14 protein-coding genes are annotated in these 21,111 nt (G+C 41.5%); 5 read left to right on the top strand and 9 right to left on the bottom strand.

The window, feature by feature from the left end:
* Positions 1 to 2 precede the first annotated feature (2 nt).
* Positions 3 to 1,529 carry a guanosine-5'-triphosphate,3'-diphosphate pyrophosphatase gene (locus tag ACOI22_RS12315; protein ID WP_420672416.1) on the top strand — a complete coding sequence of 509 codons (1,527 nt, stop codon included), beginning with the start codon at positions 3 to 5 and terminating at the stop codon, positions 1,527 to 1,529.
* Positions 1,530 to 1,607: 78 nt separating this feature from the next.
* On the opposite strand, the gene ubiB is transcribed toward ACOI22_RS12315, so the two are convergent.
* From ubiB to ACOI22_RS12340, 5 genes are all read right to left on the bottom strand, one after another.
* Entirely contained in the window at positions 1,608 to 3,239 is a 1,632-nt protein-coding gene (gene ubiB / locus ACOI22_RS12320) for a ubiquinone biosynthesis regulatory protein kinase UbiB (RefSeq protein ID WP_420672417.1), read from the bottom strand.
* On the bottom strand, positions 3,239 to 3,913 hold the full coding sequence (locus tag ACOI22_RS12325; RefSeq protein WP_420672418.1) for a ubiquinone biosynthesis accessory factor UbiJ: 675 nt from the start codon (positions 3,911 to 3,913) through the stop codon (positions 3,239 to 3,241). Before ACOI22_RS12325 ends, ubiB begins: the two co-directional genes overlap by 1 nt.
* Positions 3,913 to 4,728 (bottom strand): bifunctional demethylmenaquinone methyltransferase/2-methoxy-6-polyprenyl-1,4-benzoquinol methylase UbiE, encoded by an 816-nt coding sequence (gene ubiE, locus ACOI22_RS12330; RefSeq protein WP_420672419.1) that lies wholly within the window; start codon positions 4,726 to 4,728, stop codon positions 3,913 to 3,915. Before ubiE ends, ACOI22_RS12325 begins: the two co-directional genes overlap by 1 nt.
* Before the next feature lie 81 nt (positions 4,729 to 4,809).
* A complete protein-coding gene (locus tag ACOI22_RS12335) occupies positions 4,810 to 7,794 on the bottom strand; it encodes a diguanylate cyclase (RefSeq protein ID WP_420672420.1) in 2,985 nt (994 codons plus the stop codon).
* A gap of 148 nt (positions 7,795 to 7,942) precedes the next feature.
* Positions 7,943 to 9,061 carry an AI-2E family transporter gene (locus ACOI22_RS12340; RefSeq protein WP_420672421.1) on the bottom strand — a complete coding sequence of 373 codons (1,119 nt, stop codon included), beginning with the start codon at positions 9,059 to 9,061 and terminating at the stop codon, positions 7,943 to 7,945.
* Positions 9,062 to 9,212: 151 nt separating this feature from the next.
* Between ACOI22_RS12340 and ACOI22_RS12345 the strand changes: the two genes are divergently transcribed.
* Positions 9,213 to 9,902: a DNA-3-methyladenine glycosylase I gene (locus ACOI22_RS12345; RefSeq protein ID WP_420672422.1), complete on the top strand. Its 690-nt coding sequence runs from the start codon at positions 9,213 to 9,215 to the stop codon at positions 9,900 to 9,902.
* 16 nt (positions 9,903 to 9,918) lie between these two features.
* On the opposite strand, the gene prlC is transcribed toward ACOI22_RS12345, so the two are convergent.
* Positions 9,919 to 11,976: an oligopeptidase A gene (prlC, locus tag ACOI22_RS12350; RefSeq protein ID WP_420672423.1), complete on the bottom strand. Its 2,058-nt coding sequence runs from the start codon at positions 11,974 to 11,976 to the stop codon at positions 9,919 to 9,921.
* A gap of 234 nt (positions 11,977 to 12,210) precedes the next feature.
* Here prlC and gorA point away from each other — a divergent pair, with 234 nt between their 5' ends.
* From gorA to mdoH, 3 genes are all read left to right on the top strand, one after another.
* Positions 12,211 to 13,563, top strand: a complete 1,353-nt coding sequence (gene gorA / locus ACOI22_RS12355; protein ID WP_420672976.1) for a glutathione-disulfide reductase — start codon at positions 12,211 to 12,213, stop codon at positions 13,561 to 13,563.
* A 370-nt stretch (positions 13,564 to 13,933) separates the two neighbouring features.
* The gene (locus ACOI22_RS12360) at positions 13,934 to 15,379 is read left to right on the top strand and encodes a glucan biosynthesis protein (RefSeq protein WP_420672424.1); all 1,446 of its coding nucleotides are present in this window, start codon (positions 13,934 to 13,936) and stop codon (positions 15,377 to 15,379) included.
* Positions 15,369 to 17,336, top strand: coding sequence for a glucans biosynthesis glucosyltransferase MdoH (gene mdoH, locus ACOI22_RS12365; protein WP_420672425.1), 1,968 nt, complete (start codon positions 15,369 to 15,371; stop codon positions 17,334 to 17,336). Before ACOI22_RS12360 ends, mdoH begins: the two co-directional genes overlap by 11 nt.
* 126 nt (positions 17,337 to 17,462) lie before the next feature.
* On the opposite strand, the gene ACOI22_RS12370 is transcribed toward mdoH, so the two are convergent.
* The 3 genes from ACOI22_RS12370 to ACOI22_RS12380 form a co-directional block, all read right to left on the bottom strand.
* Complete coding sequence (locus ACOI22_RS12370) at positions 17,463 to 18,335, bottom strand: RMD1 family protein (protein WP_420672426.1); 873 nt, start codon at positions 18,333 to 18,335, stop codon at positions 17,463 to 17,465.
* Between the two features lie 71 nt (positions 18,336 to 18,406).
* A complete protein-coding gene (locus ACOI22_RS12375) occupies positions 18,407 to 19,567 on the bottom strand; it encodes a peptidase C39 family protein (protein WP_420672427.1) in 1,161 nt (386 codons plus the stop codon).
* Positions 19,567 to 21,066, bottom strand: coding sequence for a RimK family protein (locus ACOI22_RS12380; RefSeq protein ID WP_420672428.1), 1,500 nt, complete (start codon positions 21,064 to 21,066; stop codon positions 19,567 to 19,569). The genes ACOI22_RS12375 and ACOI22_RS12380 overlap by 1 nt, the downstream gene beginning before the upstream one ends.
* Positions 21,067 to 21,111: the final 45 nt, after the last annotated feature.

Raw genomic sequence — 21,111 nt, forward strand, 5'->3', positions numbered from 1 at the left:
CGATGCTAGGCGAAACAAGCAAAATACCCGACTTAGGCGCGGTTAGTATTCAAGACGAATACTACGCCGCGATTGATTTGGGATCTAACAGCTTTCACATGGTAATTATTCGTGTGTTGGCTGGTAGCGTGCAAATTGTAAGTAAAAATAAGCATAAAGTACGTTTAGCCGCAGGCCTCAATGATGACAATTTACTTAGCCAAGAAGCCATAGATCGCGGCCTCGCCTGCATAAGAAATTTTGCTGAAAAACTGCAAGACATCCCCTTTGATAACGTAAAAATAGTCGCTACCGCAACCTTGCGTCTTGCCACAAATGCTGAAGAATTTGTTGAGCCCGCACAGTCGATATTGAATCATAAAATTCATGTGATAAGCGGCGAAGAGGAAGCGCGCCAAATTTATTTAGGGGTGGCTTACACTTCGGCTAACCAAGGTAATACCTTAGTAATTGATATTGGTGGCGCAAGCACCGAGGTTATTTTAGGTCGCGATTTACAAGCGGTGCATTTAAATAGCTTTAATATGGGCTGTGTAACCTACATGGAACGCTATTTTCAAGACGGCGAGCTTTCAAGTGATAACTTTGATGCAGCTTATCAGGCAGCTAAAGCAACGATTGCCGAGCATATTGACACCTTCTTATGTTTTGATTGGCAACAATGCTTAGGGGCATCTGGTACGCCGCAAGCCGTCACGCAAATTCTCGTAAAACAGGGCATAAACGATGCTATTCGTTTGCGTTATCTTTACGACTTACGTGAACAGTGTATTACTCAAAAGCATGTATCTCGGCTTGAAATAGATGGCTTACCTGCTGCTCGCCAAGCAATTTTCCCAAGCGGCTTGGCGATACTAATTGCTTTGTTTGAAAGTTTACATATACATAATATGCAAGTTGCAGGCGGTGCTCTGCGCGAAGGTATCATTTATGGCATGCTTGAAAATTACCAAAAGTCTGACCGCCGAACTCAGGGCTTAAACCAACTTATTTCTCGATTTCATATTGACCCAAGCCAAAGCCAACGTGCACAAAAACTTGCATTGGAGCTATGCCAGCAAATGTGCAGCCAAGCAAACATATGTGACTACGACACCCATAGCTTGACCTCAGCGGCAGCTGCGCTGCACGAGTTAGGCTTGCATATTGGATATAAGCAATACCATGAACACGGCGCTTACATTTTAAATCATGTAGAAATTACGGGCTTTACCAGTTTACAGCGTATGATGATCCGCGATTTAGTGCTCTTACATCGCTCTCCTATAGATAACGCGGCGTTGAGTAATTACAGCGACGAATTAAAGGCGATGCTGATATGCTGTCTCAGAGTGTTGCGCATTACCATTATTTTAGTTAGCCGCCGCAAAGACGCAGCCATACCCAAAATTCAGTTAGCCATTGATAATGACCAATGGACCTTGCATCTTGCGCAGGATATCAAAATTAAGCATCCTTTAATTTACACTGAACTTGTGCACGAGTGCTATCTACAACACCGAGCTGGTTGGAAGCTTGCACTTAAATAAGCGTATAAAGAATACAAAAGGGCGTACATAAGTACGCCCTTTTAATTACTGTGGTAAAGCCTCAAAATAAGGCCCTGTTTAGCTGTCTAAACGCAAGAAGGTAAAAATCCATGCCATTCCTGCTCCGCAAGCTGCAGCTAGCGTGAAACCCCAATGCTGCTCAAATACATGCAATATTGCCGTGGTTACTGTAAGTGTTATCGCAAGTTTGCCAAGCATTCTCGCTTTTTGAATATTGGTTTGAAGCGCTATTTGCGTTTGATGCTGCTTTTCAAGTTGCTGCGGTAACTGGCGCATTTGGCGCATAGCATCGTAGAGAAGGTCGGGCATTTCGGGCAGTTTCTCAGACCAAAACGGCAAACTCTCTTTGACTCTATCAAATAATGCCTTAGGCCCTATTTGTTCTTTCATCCAGTTTTCTAAAAACGGCTTGGCTGTTTTCCATAAATCAAGCTGTGGATATAAGGTACGACCTAAGCCTTCTACATATAATAGTGTTTTTTGCAACAACACCAATTGCGGTTGTACTTGCATGTTAAAGCGCCGCGCCGTATTAAAGAGTTGCAGTAGCACATTACCAAACGAAATATCAGCTAGAGGCTTTTGGAAAATTGGCTCACAAACAGTACGAATAGCCATTTCAAAATCATCAATATTGGTATCAGCTGGGACCCAGCCAGAATCCACATGAAGCTCAGCGACTTTGCGGTAATCTCGGTTGAAAAAAGCAATGAAATTTTCAGCTAAATAGCGTTTATCTTGTTTGTTAAGCGTTCCTACTATGCCGTAATCTATGCCAATGTATTTCGGGTTTTCTGGATGCTCATACGACACAAATATGTTGCCTGGGTGCATATCAGCATGAAAAAAACTATCACGGAAAACTTGCGTAAAAAAGACTTCTACGCCGCGTTCGGCCAGCCGTTTAAAGTGAGTGTTTTGTGCACGCAATGCCGCCATATCAGAAACAGGAATGCCGTATATGCGCTCCATCACAATGATGTTTTGGCGGCAGTGGTCGCTATATACATGGGGAACATATAAGCTATCAGAGCCCTCGAAGTTTCGCTTAATTTGAATGCCGTTTGCCGCTTCACGCAGCAAATCAAGTTCATCCAATATGGTACGCTTATATTCTTTGACAACTTCAACAGGGCGTAAACGTTTGCCATCTGCTAGCCACTTTTGCACTAGTTGAGCAACAGTAATAAGAATATCAACATCAGCCTCAATCGTACTTTTTATATCGGGACGTAGCACTTTTACCACCACGTCTTTATTATCAAGCTTCAACTTTGCGGCATGAACTTGTGCTACCGAAGCGGACGCTAAAGGTGCTTTATCAAACTCACTGAATAACTCATTTAAATCTTGTAAACCCAGGGCATTTTTTATAAGTATCACGGCTTGTTCTGAATCAAAAGGTGGCACTTTATCTTGCAGTAAACTCAGCTCTTCAATCATATCTGGCGGCAGCAAATCACGACGCGTCGAAAGCATTTGCCCAAATTTAATAAATACTGGGCCAAGCTCTTGTAAAGCAAGCCTTAGCCTGCGCCCTTTGCTTTCATTCTTATGCTTATTAGGCCACCAAAATAGAGCGTTTCTAGCCAGGCTTAAATACCAAGGACGAAAACGCTTAGGAATAAGCTCGTCTAAGCCATGATTAAGTAACACCCCACCTATTCGAGCAAAACGACGGTACTTCATTACTCACTTCCCTTAATGGTGTTTTGCTTATCAAGCATGAGTTTGCTTTCCAAGCGCTTCAGTTTTGCCTCGAATCTTTCTGCATCTACACTTAATTGCAGCACATCATCGCTGAAGTTAACAAGCATAATAGGCCTAACACCCAACGGTTTTTCATCCAAAGCTGCGTCGCTTAATGTTTGACTTAATTGCGCGAGTTGACTACTCGCAATTTCTTTTAGTTTTTTGGCCGAAGAATTGACTTTATAAGCAGCAACATCACCAATGTAACGAGACAAAACTTCTTCAAAGTCAATTTCCAGCTCACTGAATAAGCCACTTAGCCCCTGCAAAATAGACAAATTGCCAGTGAAATCTAGTTGCCCGGCTTTAATTAATTTGGTTAGCTGATTGTGCTGTTTAAGCTTATCTAAGGCAAACAAAGATACACTCACCCAACAAATTTCGTCTGGGAGTTCATCAGGCGCATCACAATATTGCTTTTGTTCGTCAGCGACTACATCAATTTTGCTTGTTGAGAAATGAAAACAGAAGGCATGATCAAGCTCTTGCAAATAAATGATACAGGTATTCCCTGCCAACTTTTGCAAAGCTTGCTCGCCATTATTTGACCAGCTAAGCGCTTGGTTAAGTGCACTTTCAACAAGCGCATTGAGAACTTGAGGCGCCGGCATTAAAACTTAAAGCCACGGTGCAGCGCAACAATGCCGCCAGTTAAGTTAGTATATGATGTCTGTTCAAATCCTACGTCTTTCATCATTTGCTCTAGGGTGTCTTGATCAGGATGCATGCGGATTGACTCGGCCAAATAGCGGTAACTTTCAGAGTCATTCGCGACAAGTTTACCCATTTGCGGAAGTAAATAAAACGAATACGCATCATACACTTTACTGAGTGCTTGAGTGGTTGGCTTTGAAAACTCTAACACCAATAGTCGTCCACCGGGTTTTAGTACTCTATACATTGAAGCAAGCGCTTTACTTTTATCGGTGACGTTACGTAAACCAAATGCAATAGTAATTAAATCAAAATGATTATCAGGAAATGGCAGTGCTTCAGCATTGGCTTGAACATAATGTAAGTTACCCAAAATCCCCATATTTAGCAGCTTTTCTTTACCCACATTAAGCATTGAGTGATTAATATCGGCAAGAATCACTTGGCCTTTGTTGCCCACTATACGACTAAACTTCGCGGCTAAGTCACCCGTACCACCGGCTAAATCTAATACTTTTTGCCCTGCTCTAACACCACTACAATCTATGGTGTAGCGCTTCCATAAGCGGTGTACGCCCATTGACATTAAGTCATTCATTACGTCATATTTAGCGGCTACCGAATGAAAAACATCCGCCACCATATCAGCCTTTTGCGAAGCATCTACTTGGCTGAAGCCAAAGTCTGTTTTATGACTTGCTTGTTCTGGGTTTGATGACGCAAGTACAGCTTCTTGTGGAGTGTCTTGGTCGTGTTGGGTATTTGTTGACATGTTGGCTCAAATCACTGTAAAACATCGCTAAAGTTTATCCTAAACTCCAGTGAACTGCTAATATAACTACAAATTACAATCTTATTCAGTACATACCAAATTACGGCCTCTTTCTTTTGCTTTATATAAGCGTTTATCTGCTTCACTTATGCAATTGTCTAGGCTTTCGTTCGCTAGTATTTCACACACCCCTGCCGAAAAGCTTACACTAATGACTTCATCGAAAGACCCAAAGTTAAACTCTATTACTTTGGCGCGTACTTTATCAGACATTTCTGCTGCTCCTTTGACGTTTGTATCAGGCAGCAAAACAATAAATTCCTCGCCGCCCCAGCGCGCCAATATATCGACCGAACGCAAGCTACTTTTTAATAAATTGGCGACTTCAATTAACACTTCGTCACCAAAATCATGGCCGTAGTTGTCATTAATTTCTTTAAAATGGTCTATATCTAGTAAAACAATTGAAAAATTTTGCTTATCTCGAACAAACTTTAAATACTCACGCTCAGCGAGTTGAGTAAACCCCCTTCTGTTTAACAGCTGCGTTAATGGGTCACGAATCGATAATTGCCGTAATTTTTCATTTGCGGTTTCTAAATCAGCGGTTTTCTCATTCACTAAGTTTGTTAATTTTCGTTCACGCTGATAAATAGTAAACATACGCCATTTATAAGCGCTATATGCAAAAAAGCACAATATACTTAGCCAAATAAAAATAGCTAAATCTGTTTCCCACCATGGAGTAGGCACAGTAATGCTCAAGCTTATTGGCTTGTTATACCAATTTTGATATCGGTCTGTTGATTTCACTTTAAAGGTATATTTACCCGGTAATAAATGAGTGAATGTAGCTATACGAGAACGGCTTGGCGCGTATTGCCAAGTATTATGAAACCCTTCTAATTTATACGCATACTCAATATTTTCTGCATTTTTGTATTCGTTTGCCGCAAACTCAATGCTTAACATTAAATTATTTGGCGATAATATTAATTTACCCTGCTGGCTGTTTTGCAGTAAGGGATATTCATTCATTTGTTCTTGATGGCTATTTAAGGTTTTCACCACAGTAAACTGAAGCTTAGGAGGATTTGCTTTCGCAAGAATTTCTTCAGGCTTAAAATGAGTTAAGCCATCGGCGCCGGCAAAATAAGTATAGCCCTTGCTATCTTGCGCAAATGAACTAATGAAATACCCTGAGGAATTAACCCCGTCACTTTCGCCGAAAAACGTAATTTCGTTTAAATTGCCACTAAGTTTTGCGATGCTTTGCGTGGTCGTAACCCAATAATTATTGTTCGCATCTGGCACCACCGCCCCTATCGATAAACGTCCCAAATCAGAGTGGGGTAAAATAGGTCTAAAGCTAGGCGGTTGTCCGTTGTTTTCATATTCCATGAGTTGTAAGCCCTTACTTTGAGTGCCCACAAAGTATTCATTTTCTTTGTACTTGGAGACCCAAGTCACAACATTATAAGGCAAAGAATCAGGCTCATCTTCGTTATGCTTGAAAACTTCATAGTCAAAACTTACTAAATCAATTTTATAAAGGCCGTTTGTAGTAGGCACTAAAATGGTTTGAGGATTGATAAAATGCGCGTTAAACGATAAAGGCATGTCCCAGTGGTGAATAATTGATTCATTGCGAGGGTCGTACAAATAGAAGCCCATAGAACGCGTACTTAGCAGCAGCAAACCTTCGGGTGTTTCAGAAATGGAGTACAACAAGGCCTTTGGAAACGCCATGTTTTCTATTTCTAAGGTAGTATAATTAAATCGCTTTAAGCCAATGCGTGATGCTAAATAAATTTCGTCATTAATACTTGAGTAATGGGCATCTTGCATAATATTAGAAATAAGCGGTGAGTCACCATTTAAGGTCTTATTGAAAGGACCTTCCACTTTATATTTATCACTAAACTTATACACGCCGTTTTCAGAAGAAACCCATGCTAAGTCATCTTTTTGCACAGTGACTGAATATGAAATAATCCCTTTATCTAGCACAACTGAATTAAATAAGGGCTCAGCATAATCAGCTACAAAGAAACCTTTCCCAATTGTGCCAGCGAAAACGAGTTCTTCAGAATGCATATGTAATGATAATACATTTGAAATAGAGGCATTTTTAGAGCTTGGATCAAAACTTTGTACCGTTTCAAATGAATATGGCGCAAGGTGTTTGGTACTTTCCTTTATTGGGCTAGCAATTGAAATTCCGTCAACGGTTGCTATCCATATATTAGACTGAGCATCCTGTTTAATATCATTCACGATAGGATTAACTAAGCCCTCGTTTAAGCTAAATTGCAGAGGCTCGTTATACCCCTCATTTTTTGCAGACTCAAACCAGAAGACCCCATTGCCTGAAGTGCCAAGCCATGCATTTCCATTGGTATCGAAATATATAATGCTAGCCATTTCTGAGGGTAACAGGCGCTCAAGCCAGGTTTGTTCTTGTGTATCAAATTGCATCACGCCATCATTCGTAGCCACCCAAAGTACATTGTTAGGCGACAAGGCTAAATCAAACACCCCAATAGTATTGGATTTGCTCCATAATATTTCTAATGACGCTCGGCCTTTGTATAGCACGTAAACGCCGCGCATCGTGCCCACCCAAATATTGCCAAAATCATCGGCATGAATAGCCATTACTTCTAAGTCATCTTCTTCCAGTAACACTTTAGAGACGGATTCAAATTTGGTGTTACCCGAGCGCAAAACATATAAACCATCTCGTGATGCAAACCATAAATCGCCAGTTGACTCATCAAGTTCAATATCTTGCACCATGCCTTTAGGCATCCAGCCGCTGCTATTAATTAGCCCATCACTGTTAACAAATTGGTAGCCATCAAAACGGTCAAGTCCAGCTTGAGTAGCTATCCAAATATATCCATTTTGGTCTTGCTCTATATCTTGAACACTTACTTGTGAAAGGCCATCAGAAATTGAAAATAATTGGTAGGAGGAAAAGCGCGTGGTATTAGTTAACGAACAGGCAGAGCTAGTGAAGCACAGGATGAAAACCAATGTCAGGGCACATAACAAGTGATGCATAAAAACAACCGCCCGAGCGCTCAAAAAAACACTCAACTTAATACTAAAGACTATGTTTGTCTATGCTTGTATCGGCTTTTCACCCGAAATTTGGGTGTGTTATTGTATACGCTAGTATGCTTAAAACTTAACTAAAGTCTATATTTCCTTATGTTGAGATGAAATCTACCCATGGCTTGCCGTACTTATATTGATTAAGCAGTAATTTGACGCATACGAACAAAGGAACCGCAATAAGCAAGCCCACTAGCCCCCACATCCAACCGCAAAGTAACAGCCAAAGTACAATCAGGAAGGGATTTATACGTAAGTTCGCCGCTAACACGAGCGGCGTCATAAATTGAGATTCTATAATATTAAGTACAATTACACCGCCTACCGCTATAACAACATTAATATCTAAACCCCATTGCACTAAGCCCCCTATTGTAATTAGACCTAATGCCAACATAGGACCTACATAAGGGATAAAGTTGAGTAAGCCCATTATTGTCCCTAGTAAGAGCGCGTCGTTGTAGGAAACCGCATAAAGAAAAAGAACACTCGCTAAGCCTAGTAAAAAGTTCATAGCACTTACTGTAAGAATGTACCTAGAGAGCTCTTGCTGCGCGGTGATTGCAAACGAGTTAAATGTATCGCGGTTATCAGGCGCAACAAACAGTTCAACATAATGCCTAAAAAGCTTTGGCGCAAATACCAAGCTAAACAAAATGAGCACTAACATGGTTAAAAACTGAATTAACATGGAAGGCGCTGATACCAGTACGTCACTTGCAAAACTAAATAGCGTTTCTTTAAGCCGCGTCTTTATTATACTGCCATCTTCAGGATTTGCTGGCTCTTCAACTTCATCATTCCCAAACCATGAAAACCACGAACGTTTTTGCTGGGATTGTTCTTCTAGCTGAGTTGCCGAACCTATCGCGTTATCTATTTCGGCAATACTACTTGTTACATGCGCTGATAACTCGGGTAGCAGTTTAGCCCATTTGGTAAGCGGCGCTTCTAACTGCGCCACAAAAGCAGACGTAGGCACCACCAACAAGCTAATAAGTAAAGCAGCCCCAATTACGCGGGGGATAAACAATTTCTCAAGCACTTTTACGCCCGGCGCTAAAAGCAAAGATACAAGAGCGGTAACTAATAGCAACAGCAATATGTTTTGCGCTAGGTAAGCGGTGTATACTATGGCTAAGCCAGTTAAAATAGGTAAGCAATACACCGATATTGCAGCCAAGGTACCTGTTCGAATGGGTGGCGTAGACATATTATTTTTTTACCTAATAAAATATAAACAAAACTCTTATGCGTTTGATTCGTATACATAAGAGAATAAAACTGCGCGATTAATTAAATCATAGCACATATAAATTTAATTTAGTGCGCGTGAAGTGTTAACCAATGTACAAGGTAACTAAATGGAGAAGTTTGAGCGAATTTTGGATCGCGCGATTAAACGAAAAGGGTCGCGCGAGGCACTAAATCAATTACTGAGGCGGCCAAAAACAGCGCAGTCTATAGCAAAAATTAAGGATAGTACCGTGCTGGCTGAATTTACCAAAAAGGTATTTCAGTCGGGTTTCGTTTGGCGTGTGGTTGAGAATAAATGGCCGCAATTTGAAGAAGTATTTTGGCAATTTGATATAGATAAAATTCTAATGATGCCTGATGAAATGCTAGAAAAGAAGGCGACTGACCCTGCCATAATTAGAAATTTGAACAAAGTTCGAACTATTCGCACTAACGCTGTGATGATTGAAGACATCATATCGAAACATGGCAGCGCGGGAACTTGGCTTGCAAACTGGCCTAAAGATAACACTATTGGCCTGTGGAGCTACTTAAAAAAGAACGGCGCCCGATTAGGTGGAAATACAGGCCCATATGCCTTGCGCACTTTGGGAGTAGATACTTTTTTGCTCACGCGTGATATTGAAGCTTACTTTAGAGCACATAAACTGATTGACGGAGGGCTTCAATCTAAACGAAGCTTAGATGCGATTCAAAGCGCATTTAATACTTGGCATGAGCAGTCAGGTTTATCGATGCAAGAAATTAGTATGACAATCGCTTATGCAACGGGTGATAATGCAGCAGGTCAGCCCTAAGGCTGACCTTTTCTTTTTATGCAGAGGCCTCTATCCCAGAGTGGCGTAGCAAGGCATCAGTATTGGGCTCTCTTCCTCTAAACGCCTTAAACAATTCCATGGGTTCTTTAGAACCGCCTTTTTCAAGAATATTGTTCAAAAAGTCTTGCCCTGTTTGGTGGTTGAAAATACCCTCTTCCTCAAAGCGAGAAAAGGCGTCAGACGATAAAACTTCTGCCCACTTGTAGCTGTAATAACCCGCTGCGTAGCCACCTGCAAAAATATGGCCAAAGCTATTTTGGAATTTATTAAAGCTTGGCGGAATGATTACCGCCACTTGTTGGCGCACTTCATCAAGTAAGGCCTGAACACTCTTTTCAGGCTGAGCTTGTTGGTGTAATTTAAAATCAAACAAGCTAAATTCAAGCTGCCTAAGCATTTGCATGGCTGACTGAAAGTTACGCGCAGCTAGCATTTTATCAAGTAAATCTTGTGGCAGTGGTTCGCTAGTTTCATAATGCCCTGAAATAAAAGATAAAGCTTCCGGTTGCCAGCACCAGTTTTCTAAGAACTGACTAGGCAGCTCTACCGCGTCCCAGGCTACACCGTTAATACCCGACACACCAGCTACGTTAACTTGGGTCAACATGTGGTGAATGCCATGACCAAACTCATGGAATAAGGTAATGACTTCGTCATGGGTAAATAAAGCGGGTTTGTTACCCACCGGCCCAGAAAAATTACATGTTAAATAGGCTACCGGAGATTGCAGTTCGCCATCTTCTAGTACACGGCGTACGCGGCATTCATCCATCCACGCCCCGCCGCGTTTTTTAGCTCGCGCGTATAAGTCTAAGTAAAATGATCCTCGCAGGCGGCCTATGCTGTCATGAATTTCAAAAAACCTAACATCTTTGTGCCATGTATCTACATTTTCAACTTCTACAATACTTAAACCATACAGGCGCGACACCACTTCAAACAAACCGCTTAATACACGTTGCTCAGGAAAATATGGGCGAAGCTCTTCATCCGAAACGGAATACTTATCTTGTTTGAGTTTTTCAGCATAGTAAGCATAGTCCCATGCTTCTAGCTCAGCTTGATTAAAATGACTATCTGCAAACTCCGTTAACTCTTGCTTTTCCAATTCACCTTGCGGCTTTGAGCGCTTAGCTAAATCTTCTAAAAAGTCGACAACTTGATCAACATCCGCGGCCATTTTAGTTGCTAAGGAATATTCGGCGTAATTATCAAACCCTAATAACTGCGCAACTTGCTGGCGAAGTTTGAGTGTTTCATCAATTATTGCAGCGTTATCAAACTTACCTTCTTGGCTCAAGTTAGATGCTCGTGTTACATATGCACGATACATTTCTTCGCGCAATTCACGATTGTCAGCATACATCATTACTGGCAAATAGCTGGGAATATCAAGGGTAAATAAATAACCCTGCAAGTCTTTTTCGTGCGCCGCTTGGCTAGCAGCATCCAGCGCTGATTGCGGTAAGCCTGCAAGTTCGCTTTCATCGGTAATGTGCTTTGTGAATGCAAGGGTGGCGTCCATCACATTATTAGAAAATTGCGATGACAAATCAGATAAACGCGCAACCATTTCTGCATATTGTGCTTTTTTCTCATCAGGCAACGCAACGCCCGATAATTCAAAATCTCGCACGGCATTCGTCACCACTTTTTGCTGTGCTTCACTCAAGTCGTCAAACTCATCTGACTGCGCAAGGGCTTTGTATAAATCACATAAGCCTTGGTGCTGACCAACAAATGTGGAATATTCTGATAAATGCGGTAAACAGGCATCATGAGCGCTGCGAAGCTCGTCACTGCTTACAACCGAGTTCATATGGCTAATAGGTGAAAATAGCTTGCCTAAGGCGTCGTCAGCTTCTTCTAACTTAAGCACCACGTTGTCATACGATACTTCTTTTGATGCCACAAGTTCAGCAATAACCGCTTTGCAATGTTCTATTGCATCTTTGATATCAGCTTCGACCGTATCGGGACTAATAGCTGAGAAAACAGGATTATTTGCCAAATTGCTAAGGGCTTTGTTACTTGATACTTTAGTGATATTCATAATTTTGGGCACTCGTGGCAGTTAATATCGTACTTGTTTAATCTAGTGTATATTGTTGGGGGGAATTCCTAAAACACAAGATCCACTTACAAAAATCAAACGTATTTTCCTGTGTTACCTGTAATTTTTATGCAAGCAAAACTTGAAAAACGCGGTCTAGTCGTCATAGTAGTTCTATTCGCAAGCTACGCGTAGCTTTTTAACATTCTCACAAAGTTGGAATTTATATTGGATATCACAACAAATACTCATTTTGATTATATTTGCATTGGCGGCGGGAGTGGTGGTATTGCCTCAGCTAACCGCGCCTCACGCTATGGTAAAAAAGCGGCAATTATTGAAGCGAAAGATATAGGCGGCACATGCGTGAACGTTGGCTGTGTGCCTAAAAAAGCAATGTGGTACGGCGCCCAAGTAGCTGAAGCGATTCATAAATACGCGCCCGATTATGGGTTTGATGTGACGGTAAATAATTTCAGTTGGGAAAAGCTAATTGAAAGCCGCGAAGCTTACATTGACCGTATACACCAATCGTATGACCGAGTTTTAGGCGGTAATGGCGTTACCTTGATCAAAGGCTTTGCTACCTTTGTTGATAACAATACAATTGAAGTGAACGGTGTTACTTATACCGCCGATCATATTACCATTGCTACGGGCGGTCGCCCAATTAAACCCAATATTCCAGGGGCTGAGTTAGGTTTAGATTCTGATGGCTTCTTTGCTTTAAAAGAACAACCTAAACGCGTAGTAGTAGTTGGCGCTGGATACATAGCGGTAGAATTAGCAGGTGTTCTGCATTCTCTTGGCAGTGAAACCCATTTGTTGGTAAGACGCGCTAAAGCCTTGCGCGGTTTCGATGACATGCTTTCAGATACTTTGAACGACATAATGAAAGAAGAAGGTGTTAACCTGCATCCCTTCTCAGAAGTGGAAAAAGTTGAAAAGCAAGAAGATGGTAGCTTATTGTTGCACATTAATGGTGAACGCAGCATTGAAGCTGACTGCCTAATTTGGGCAATTGGCCGTGAACCTGCCAACGACAAAATTAACATTGAAAATACCAGTGTTGAGTTAGACGAACGCGGCTACATCAAAGTAGACAAATTTCAGAACACGACTGCCAACAACATTTATGCAGTAGGTGACAATATTGGCAAGGTTGACTTAACGCCAGTAGCAGTAAAAGCCGGAAGATTATTATCTGAGCGCTTATTCAATGGCAAAACCGATGCTCATATGGACTATGACTTAATTCCTACTGTAGTTTTCAGCCACCCTACCATTGGCACTATTGGTTTAACTGAAGATGAAGCGAAAGAAAAGTACGGTGATGATTTAACCATTTACAATTCAAGTTTTGCGGCTATGTATACTGCTGTTACAAGCCATCGCCAAGCCACTAAGATGAAATTGATTTGTGCAGGGAAAGAAGAAAAAGTGGTTGGTTTGCACGGAATTGGGTATGCTATGGATGAAATTCTTCAAGGCTTTGGTGTTGCGATGAAAATGGGCGCAACAAAAGCTGATTTTGATGCGTGTGTTGCTATCCATCCTACCTCTGCAGAGGAATTTGTAACACTTTAAGCTTTCGCTTGATGTATGTATGTTTTAGCGGCAACTCTAAGTTGTCGCTATGTTGTATCTATCCACATCCTTACAATTAATTTTTGTAGCGGCGTCTTGCCTTTGTACTACGTTTTGTAAAATTTACACAAGCGAATGCAAAATATTACTGCATAATATTTGAGCTCAATAAAAAACCATAATTATCAGTCGCTTAAAATTAAATTCAATGGCGCGATTTATGCATTTCGCCGAATATAAATAGCTTTTTACCACAGAGAATAAATTCATGTTACGGACAATCTTATTTTTCACCAGTTTAACTCTCAGCTCCCAAGCATCATCGCTCCAAGCACAAACTTTATCATTACCCACAAGTCAAAGCCCCTTTTTGAGCCAGTTAGTTAATGAAGCAAAGGCGGCAGCAAAAGCCGATTACGAGCCATTGCAGGCAATTGAAAATGAGACCTTACAAAACTTAAGTTATCAACAATACCGTGCGATACGTTTTAAAGGGGAAGAAAGCATATGGCGAGGTCTTTACCCCTACGAAGCGCAGTTTTTTCACACCGGTTTTTTATACCAGCACCCTGTAAACATTCATTTAATCGATTATAAAAACAGAGTAAGCAATCTCCCTTTTAGCTCACAGTATTTTAACTATGACTCTCCAGCTGAGCATGTTGGAAATGAGATTAAGACTGACGTAGGCTTTGCAGGTTTTAGAGTGCATTACCCCTTAAACACAAAGAAATACAAAGACGAATTGGTCGCTTTTTTAGGTGCAACCTATTTTCGTTTAGTGGGTAAACATCAAAAATACGGAATTTCTGCCCGCGCACTGGCAATAGATACCGCGATGCCCGAGGGGGAAGAGTTTCCTTACTTTACAGACTTTTGGTTACTTGAACCCGCCAACGGAAAATCTTTAATTATTTATGCAAAAATGGACAGCCCTTCAATGACCGGCGTGTATAAGTTCACCTTGAGCGCTGAAAAAAACACCCAAATGGATGTTAAAGCGTGGCTATTCGCTCGTGAAGATATTGAAAAACTTGGCTTAGCCCCTGTTACTAGTATGTTTTTATACGGTGAAAATACCGTGTCAAAACCTGATGATTTCAGACCTGAAGTGCATGACAGTGACGGCATGATGTTACTTACTAATGCAAATGAACAGCTTTGGCGCCCGTTAAACAACCCAAACCGATTACGCATTACCTCATTAAGCGATTCGCAGCCAAAGGGCTTTGGTATGATTCAGCGTGATATTCAGTACGGGAATTATTTAGATTCTGAAGCAGAGTACCATCAGCGCCCGGGCTTATGGATAACCCCTCACGAAGGCTTTAATGACGGGCGCTTAGAGTTAGTAGAAATTCCCGCTAATTCGGAAACTCACGATAACATTGTTGCGTATTGGGTGAACAATAAGCCCTTAGCTGAAAATGACGGCCTATACCTACATTACGAAATAGCCGCAGTAAGTGCTGACCCACATAACTACAAGCAGGCAACCGTACTTAGAACGCTTCAAGGTGCTGACATCCTTCCCGGCGAAGAAATAGATGAAGATAACTTAACGCGCCGCTTTATTGTTGATTTTACGATGCCTGACAACCTAACAGTATCAGCCGAAGAATTGTCGGCACAAGTCACATCTACTGCGGGAAGTATTTCGCAAGTACGTGCCTTTACGAGTAACTTTGGCAACGAAATACGCGCCACCTTTTTATTCACCCCTGAAAACGAAGATAGCGTTAATGATATGCGCCTAATGCTAACCCACAAAAATGAAGTGATTAGCGAAGTGTGGACCTACGTTTATGAGCGATAATACTGCTTTTAAAATTCGAGGCCGCGGCTTTAGATTATTCCTTATGGGGATATTGGTTTTACCCACTGCATTTTGGGCTATGTCTCAGGTGTATATTATTTTTCAGCCCAACGAATTTAGAACCCTTGAGTGGATTCAGCTAGGCTTAAGTTCCGTTTTATTTTTGTGGCTGGCAATGTCTTTTTGGACCTCTATCATCGGTTTCTTACTTAAGCTGTTTAAACGCGATCCGCTGTCCTTTTCAAGGGAAATGCATGCGCCTGTGAGCGCCAAGGCTTTAGCGCAAAAGCACGCGATTATTATGCCCGTTTACAACGAGGATACGCTGCGAATTATGGCTGGGTTTGAAGCCACAGTTAAGGAGATTGCAAAAACCCATTCATCTGAAAAATTCGACTTTTACATGCTAAGCGATACACAAGACCAAGACATATTAAAAGCCGAGTATTGCGCATGGGCAAGTTTGTTAAAGGGCTTGCCTGAAAACTTAAGTTCTCGCTGTTATTACCGCAACAGAAAAGACAATACAGGACGCAAGGTAGGTAACGTCAAAGATTTTTGCCAGCGATGGGGTAAGCAGTACGAAAGTATGGTAGTGCTAGATGCTGATAGTATTATGACGGGCGAAAAGCTTTTAGAACTAGCGCAGCGCATCGAAGATAACCCCAATGTGGGCTTAATCCAAACCATTCCTATGCCTGTTAGGCAAGACACGTTCTTTGGTAGATTTGTGCAGTATGCCGCGCAAGTTTATAGCCCCATGCTAGCAACGGGATTGTCATTTTGGCAGGGTGACTGCGCCAACTATTGGGGCCACAACGCCATTATTAGAGTACAAGCATTTATAGATACCTGCGGCTTGCCGCCATTAAAAGGTAAGCAGCCTTTTGGTGGTGATATTCTAAGCCATGATTTTGTTGAAGCGGCGCTTCTTAGGCGCGCAAATTGGCAAGTATTTTTACTTACCGATTCTCAAGGTAGTTACGAAGAAGTGCCCAGTAATATTATTGACTACGCCACTCGTGATAGACGCTGGGTACAGGGCAACATGCAACATTTAGCTCTGCTAGCATCAAAAGGCCTGCGCTTGTCTAATCGCCTGCACTTCGGATTTGGCGCCTTTGCTTATGCCTCATCAATTTTGTTGTTAGGAATGTTGTTGGCAGGCACGGCTGATGCGCTGATCCAAGCGAATACTCCGCCTGTTTACTTTACCAAAGCCTATCAATTATTTCCCACATGGCTTATTACAAAACAGAACGTGATGCTTATTACCCTTTGGGTTACTATCGCATTGTTGTTTTTACCTAAAGCTTTGGGGATTTTACTGACATTTATTCAGCGTCGTCATGAATTTGGTGGTGGATTTAACTTTCTTAAAAGCACGGTAATCGAGTTTTTCTTTGCGGTATTAATTGCTCCAATCATGATGATGTTTCACAGCTACTTTGTGATAAACGTACTCATGGGCAAAAGCGTGAAGTGGGAAGCACAAGCGCGAGAGGGCCGCATGATTCCCTGGTTGCAGGCCTTACGATTCTCTTACTTACTGACTTTGGTAGGGCTAGTATGGGCAGGCCTGACCTATGTATATACACCCACATTGTTTATATGGTTAATACCTGTTTATTCCGGTTTAATTTTAGCTGCGCCAATTATCCGCTTATCAAGCAGTGTTAAGTTTGGACGTTGGTGTTTGCGTAAGGGTATTTTCTTGACCAACACTGAAAGGCAAACGCCCAGTGCAATTAGGCAAGTTGACAGAAACCAGCAAAAAATAGCGACTGTTATGCAGCAAAACGAGCATCTGTTCGATGAGCATTTTCATGCCACAATTGAAAATGAGGTAAATAATAAAATGCCCCTTGAAGCTTGGAGTGATATGCCGCTACAGAAACTTTCAAGAGGCCTTTACCCTCAAGCAGAAAAAAACATGCCCGCTAGCGCTGAGTTGTAATAGCCTTGCAGAAACGCTTATAAAACTAAGTGCTTTATTTGTAAGCTGCGAAGCGATTACCCTTCGCAGCTTAGTTGTTTTTATAGTAAGTATGAGCCCATAAGCAACAGGGTCAGTTACTACCGTTTAACCCACAAAATAAACGGCAATATCCACCGCAATCAATACAATAATAATCCATTCCAAAAATGCAGAGTGTTTATGGTGCTGTTCATTTGCAAGCATATCTAATAGCTCAGTGATTGTGCTTAACTTTAAGTTTAATAGCTCAACTCTTGGTTTAATTTCAAGGTACTTACTCAAGGCCGTATAAATATGCTCCTGCTCAGGGTAGTGCCAAAAAAACTCAGGCGTATCTAACAAGTTAAAGTGCAATAAAATATCAGACTTTGTTTGAAATAGTTGGCCCCGCTCTTTTGACAAGCCATTTCGTGTTAAAGGTATGGTCCCTTTAGTGGCTAATGAGCGAGTTAAATGACTATGTTGCGCTATAGTGTGCTGCGCTTTTATTTCAAAATACTCTAATATTCTAGATTGCGCCAAAGCATGGCTCACGGCCAAAAGTGTTAAAGCCTCTTTGTTTGGAATATGAATAAAATCATCGCGAATACTTAAAGGCTCATTCGCTTTTACCGCATACTGCCATGACTCCGCAGCAATAGGATGCTCAACAGCGCTAACACTAGCTTTAATGCTATTGCGAATGTCTATAAGCTTGGCCGGTAATACTGACCACGTTAATATAAAGCCATAATCAAAAATAAAAACATGGCCTCGCGGTAAGCTTACATATAACGCATCTTTATATTGTTGGCAGAAATAATGATGGCTAAGTTTGCTTTGCGCCTCTTTCAGTTCAATATGCTCTCCTAGCTGCTCTATTTGAATCAGCCCAGTACTTTTTGTGTCAACATTGTTATTTTGAGCACCTTGTTGCGCGCCTTTTTCTATTGATGTAGAAACCAGTTTGCTGGTGCTAGGGGTGACGGAACTTGTCATTTTAATCTCGCTCTATGTAACTTGATGCAATTGCAAAAAGAAAGCTAGGCAAACGCACTTTAGCATTTGCACTAACGATGTATAACAATAGCGGTTCGTAAACCCGCTTTGCCAAATTTGGTGTATCTTTCAAAACTGTTTAAGCTCACCGGAATGTGCTGTAGCGTTAAAGTTTCTTGTGCCACTTCGCTTTCCTCACTCGCTTGGCTTTGCGTAGCCTCAGCATCGGGATCATGAATGTACATATAGTGGCTATCAATATGCGTAACCGCGACCCAATGCGGGCCTTTGAAGCCGTCAAACTGGTAGGTACTGATTAAACACAAAACCGCGGCCCCAGCTTCAAGCGCATCAGTAATGGTTTGCACGCTGTAATCTTCATAATGTGTGATTACATTAGCTTGCTCTGCCTTGTGCACGAAATCGTGTTCAACCTTACTCAGCACATCTTTTTTATGCTCGTTACGCACACCCGCTAAAAAAATTGGCACCGGCATATTTAAATACACCTGGGCCTTAAAGCCTTGCTCAACGGCCGCTATCGCTAAGCCCAAAGGATGAGTGCCGCCATGTCCTGATGTCATAAAAATGGTGGTCGCTTTACGCCAAATATCAAACTCAGTGGTTTGATTTAGCTGCACTTCAGCTTGTAACTTCGCCATTGCCATCATCAGTGAGGCCGGTCCGCAACTAAATTCCGTGGTTTGCGCATAATAGGGATAAGGCGAAAACCGACGGCTATTATGGTTTTGTAATATGGCTTTTTGCATACGCAGCGCGTTGGAATCATCAGCATAGTAATGCTCAAAAAAACCAAACTCTTTGTATGATAATGACTTATACAGCGCAATAGCCGCTTTATTATTCTGCGACACCTCTAAGCGCAAATACGCTTTGTTTTGTTCAATACATGCCTTTTCGAGTAGTAAAATTAGGCTTATAGCAATCCCATTACCGCGGACTTCATTTAATACAGCAAGTGAATAAAGCCGAGCCAAACTTGTGCCCTTTCGCAAAATAACTAAGCCATATGCCACTATTTTTTCATTAACAATGGCCACTTGAATAAGTTTATTGTGCGCTTTTAGCCAATGACGAAGCTGCCTTCTTGATAATTTGTCAACGGTAAAGCAAGCGTTTTCAAGCTGCTCTAAGGCATCTAAATCAGCCAAGCAGGCGCTTCTGTATTCCACAGAAAATGACGGTTTAACTGCAGCGGTATTTGCTGACATCAATTGCGCCCTCTTGCTTCTAAGCGATTGACAAACTCCTGCATAATTTGCATATAAAGTTCTGTACCTAAGTATTTGTCTTCTACTTCGGTTTCAATGCTTGGGTTGTCATTCACTTCTATTACATAGGCTTTATCGCCCAATTCTTTAATATCTACCCCATACAAGCCATTACCGATAAATCGGCAAGCTTTTAAGGCACTACTAAGTACATGTTTAGGCACTTCAAAAGTGGCGAGTGTTTGTGCACCGCCCGATTCACTATCATTGCTGTGGTTGTATATTTGCCAATGATTCGGCGCCATGTAGTACCTACACGCATACAAAGGCTTATTGTTTAACACACCAATGCGCCAATCATATTCGGTGTATAAGTACTCTTGCACCAACACAACCGCAGATACCACTAGCATTTCCTGTAGTTTATTCACTAAACTTTGCTCGTCTTTTACTTTGTAAACGCCTAGTGAAAAAGCGCTTTCAGGTAGTTTTAGCACCATAGGAAAATCGTATTGTGCTAGTAAGTTGTGAACAGTTTGCGCACTAGCATCTGTCACAAATTGCGTGCGCGGCGCATCTATGCCGTGATAGCTGAACGCATCTTGAAGAAACACCTTATTACAACACCGCAATATTGAACTTGGGTCATCAATTACCACTAAGCCAGCATTCTCTGCAGCTCTTGCCAATTCATAGGTATGACTTTTTATAGCGGTTGTTTCACGAATAAACAGTGCGTCAAATCGAGCTAAGAAGCTTTGGTAGTCAACGCTTTTATCGTACTGAACAAGTTCTGCATTTATGCCCAACTGCGATGCCGCCTTTACAAACAACTTAAGCGCTTTTTTATCACTAGGAGGCGTGGCTTCTTTATCATTGACCAATATGGCCATGTCCCAACGATGCTTTTTAGCCTTACCGCGCGTGCGCCATACTTGTTGAGTAAATGTATTAAGTTGCTTATAAAATTGTGCAAATTCAGCTTCGTTCAAGCTATTTAGCGAGCCTTTGTGCAAGCTAACTTGCCAATGTTGTTTATGCTGCACAAATGTAGCCTTCACCAAAGGAAAGCGGCATTTTTGAAATACAAAACTGGCCAAGCGCTCACAGTCTTTATCTTGCGTTTTACCAAAATACACATTGAATTCAACGGCCTGCGTGACTGCATTTATATTTGCTTTTGCAGCAAGTAAAGCCTTACTTAAGTATTCGGGAACAATAAATGTGCTCGCTTTTTCTTGTGATAAATCGCTAGCGCTTTCACTTTTTTCAATAATGGCTTGAACACTAGGCAGTACTTCGTGCTGGCGAGCTTCAGCGAGTAACGAGCAATAGTAGCCCTCACTCAAATATTGCTCAGTGTCACAAAGGTTAATAACGCGTGTAGTTGGCTCATTCTTTTTTGGATATTGCGCCAAATATTCATGAAAACTAAGTACCTCAGCACTTAAGCCGCTTAGTTTTTCACCGCTATCGCTTACTATCAGCGTTTTAGACATGTCTTATTTTCCTGCCCGTTTAATAAAAAGATGTAAAGTATTTAT

Source organism: Glaciecola sp. 2405UD65-10 (assembly GCF_048820975.1).
Classification (GTDB): Bacteria; Pseudomonadota; Gammaproteobacteria; order Enterobacterales; family Alteromonadaceae; genus Glaciecola.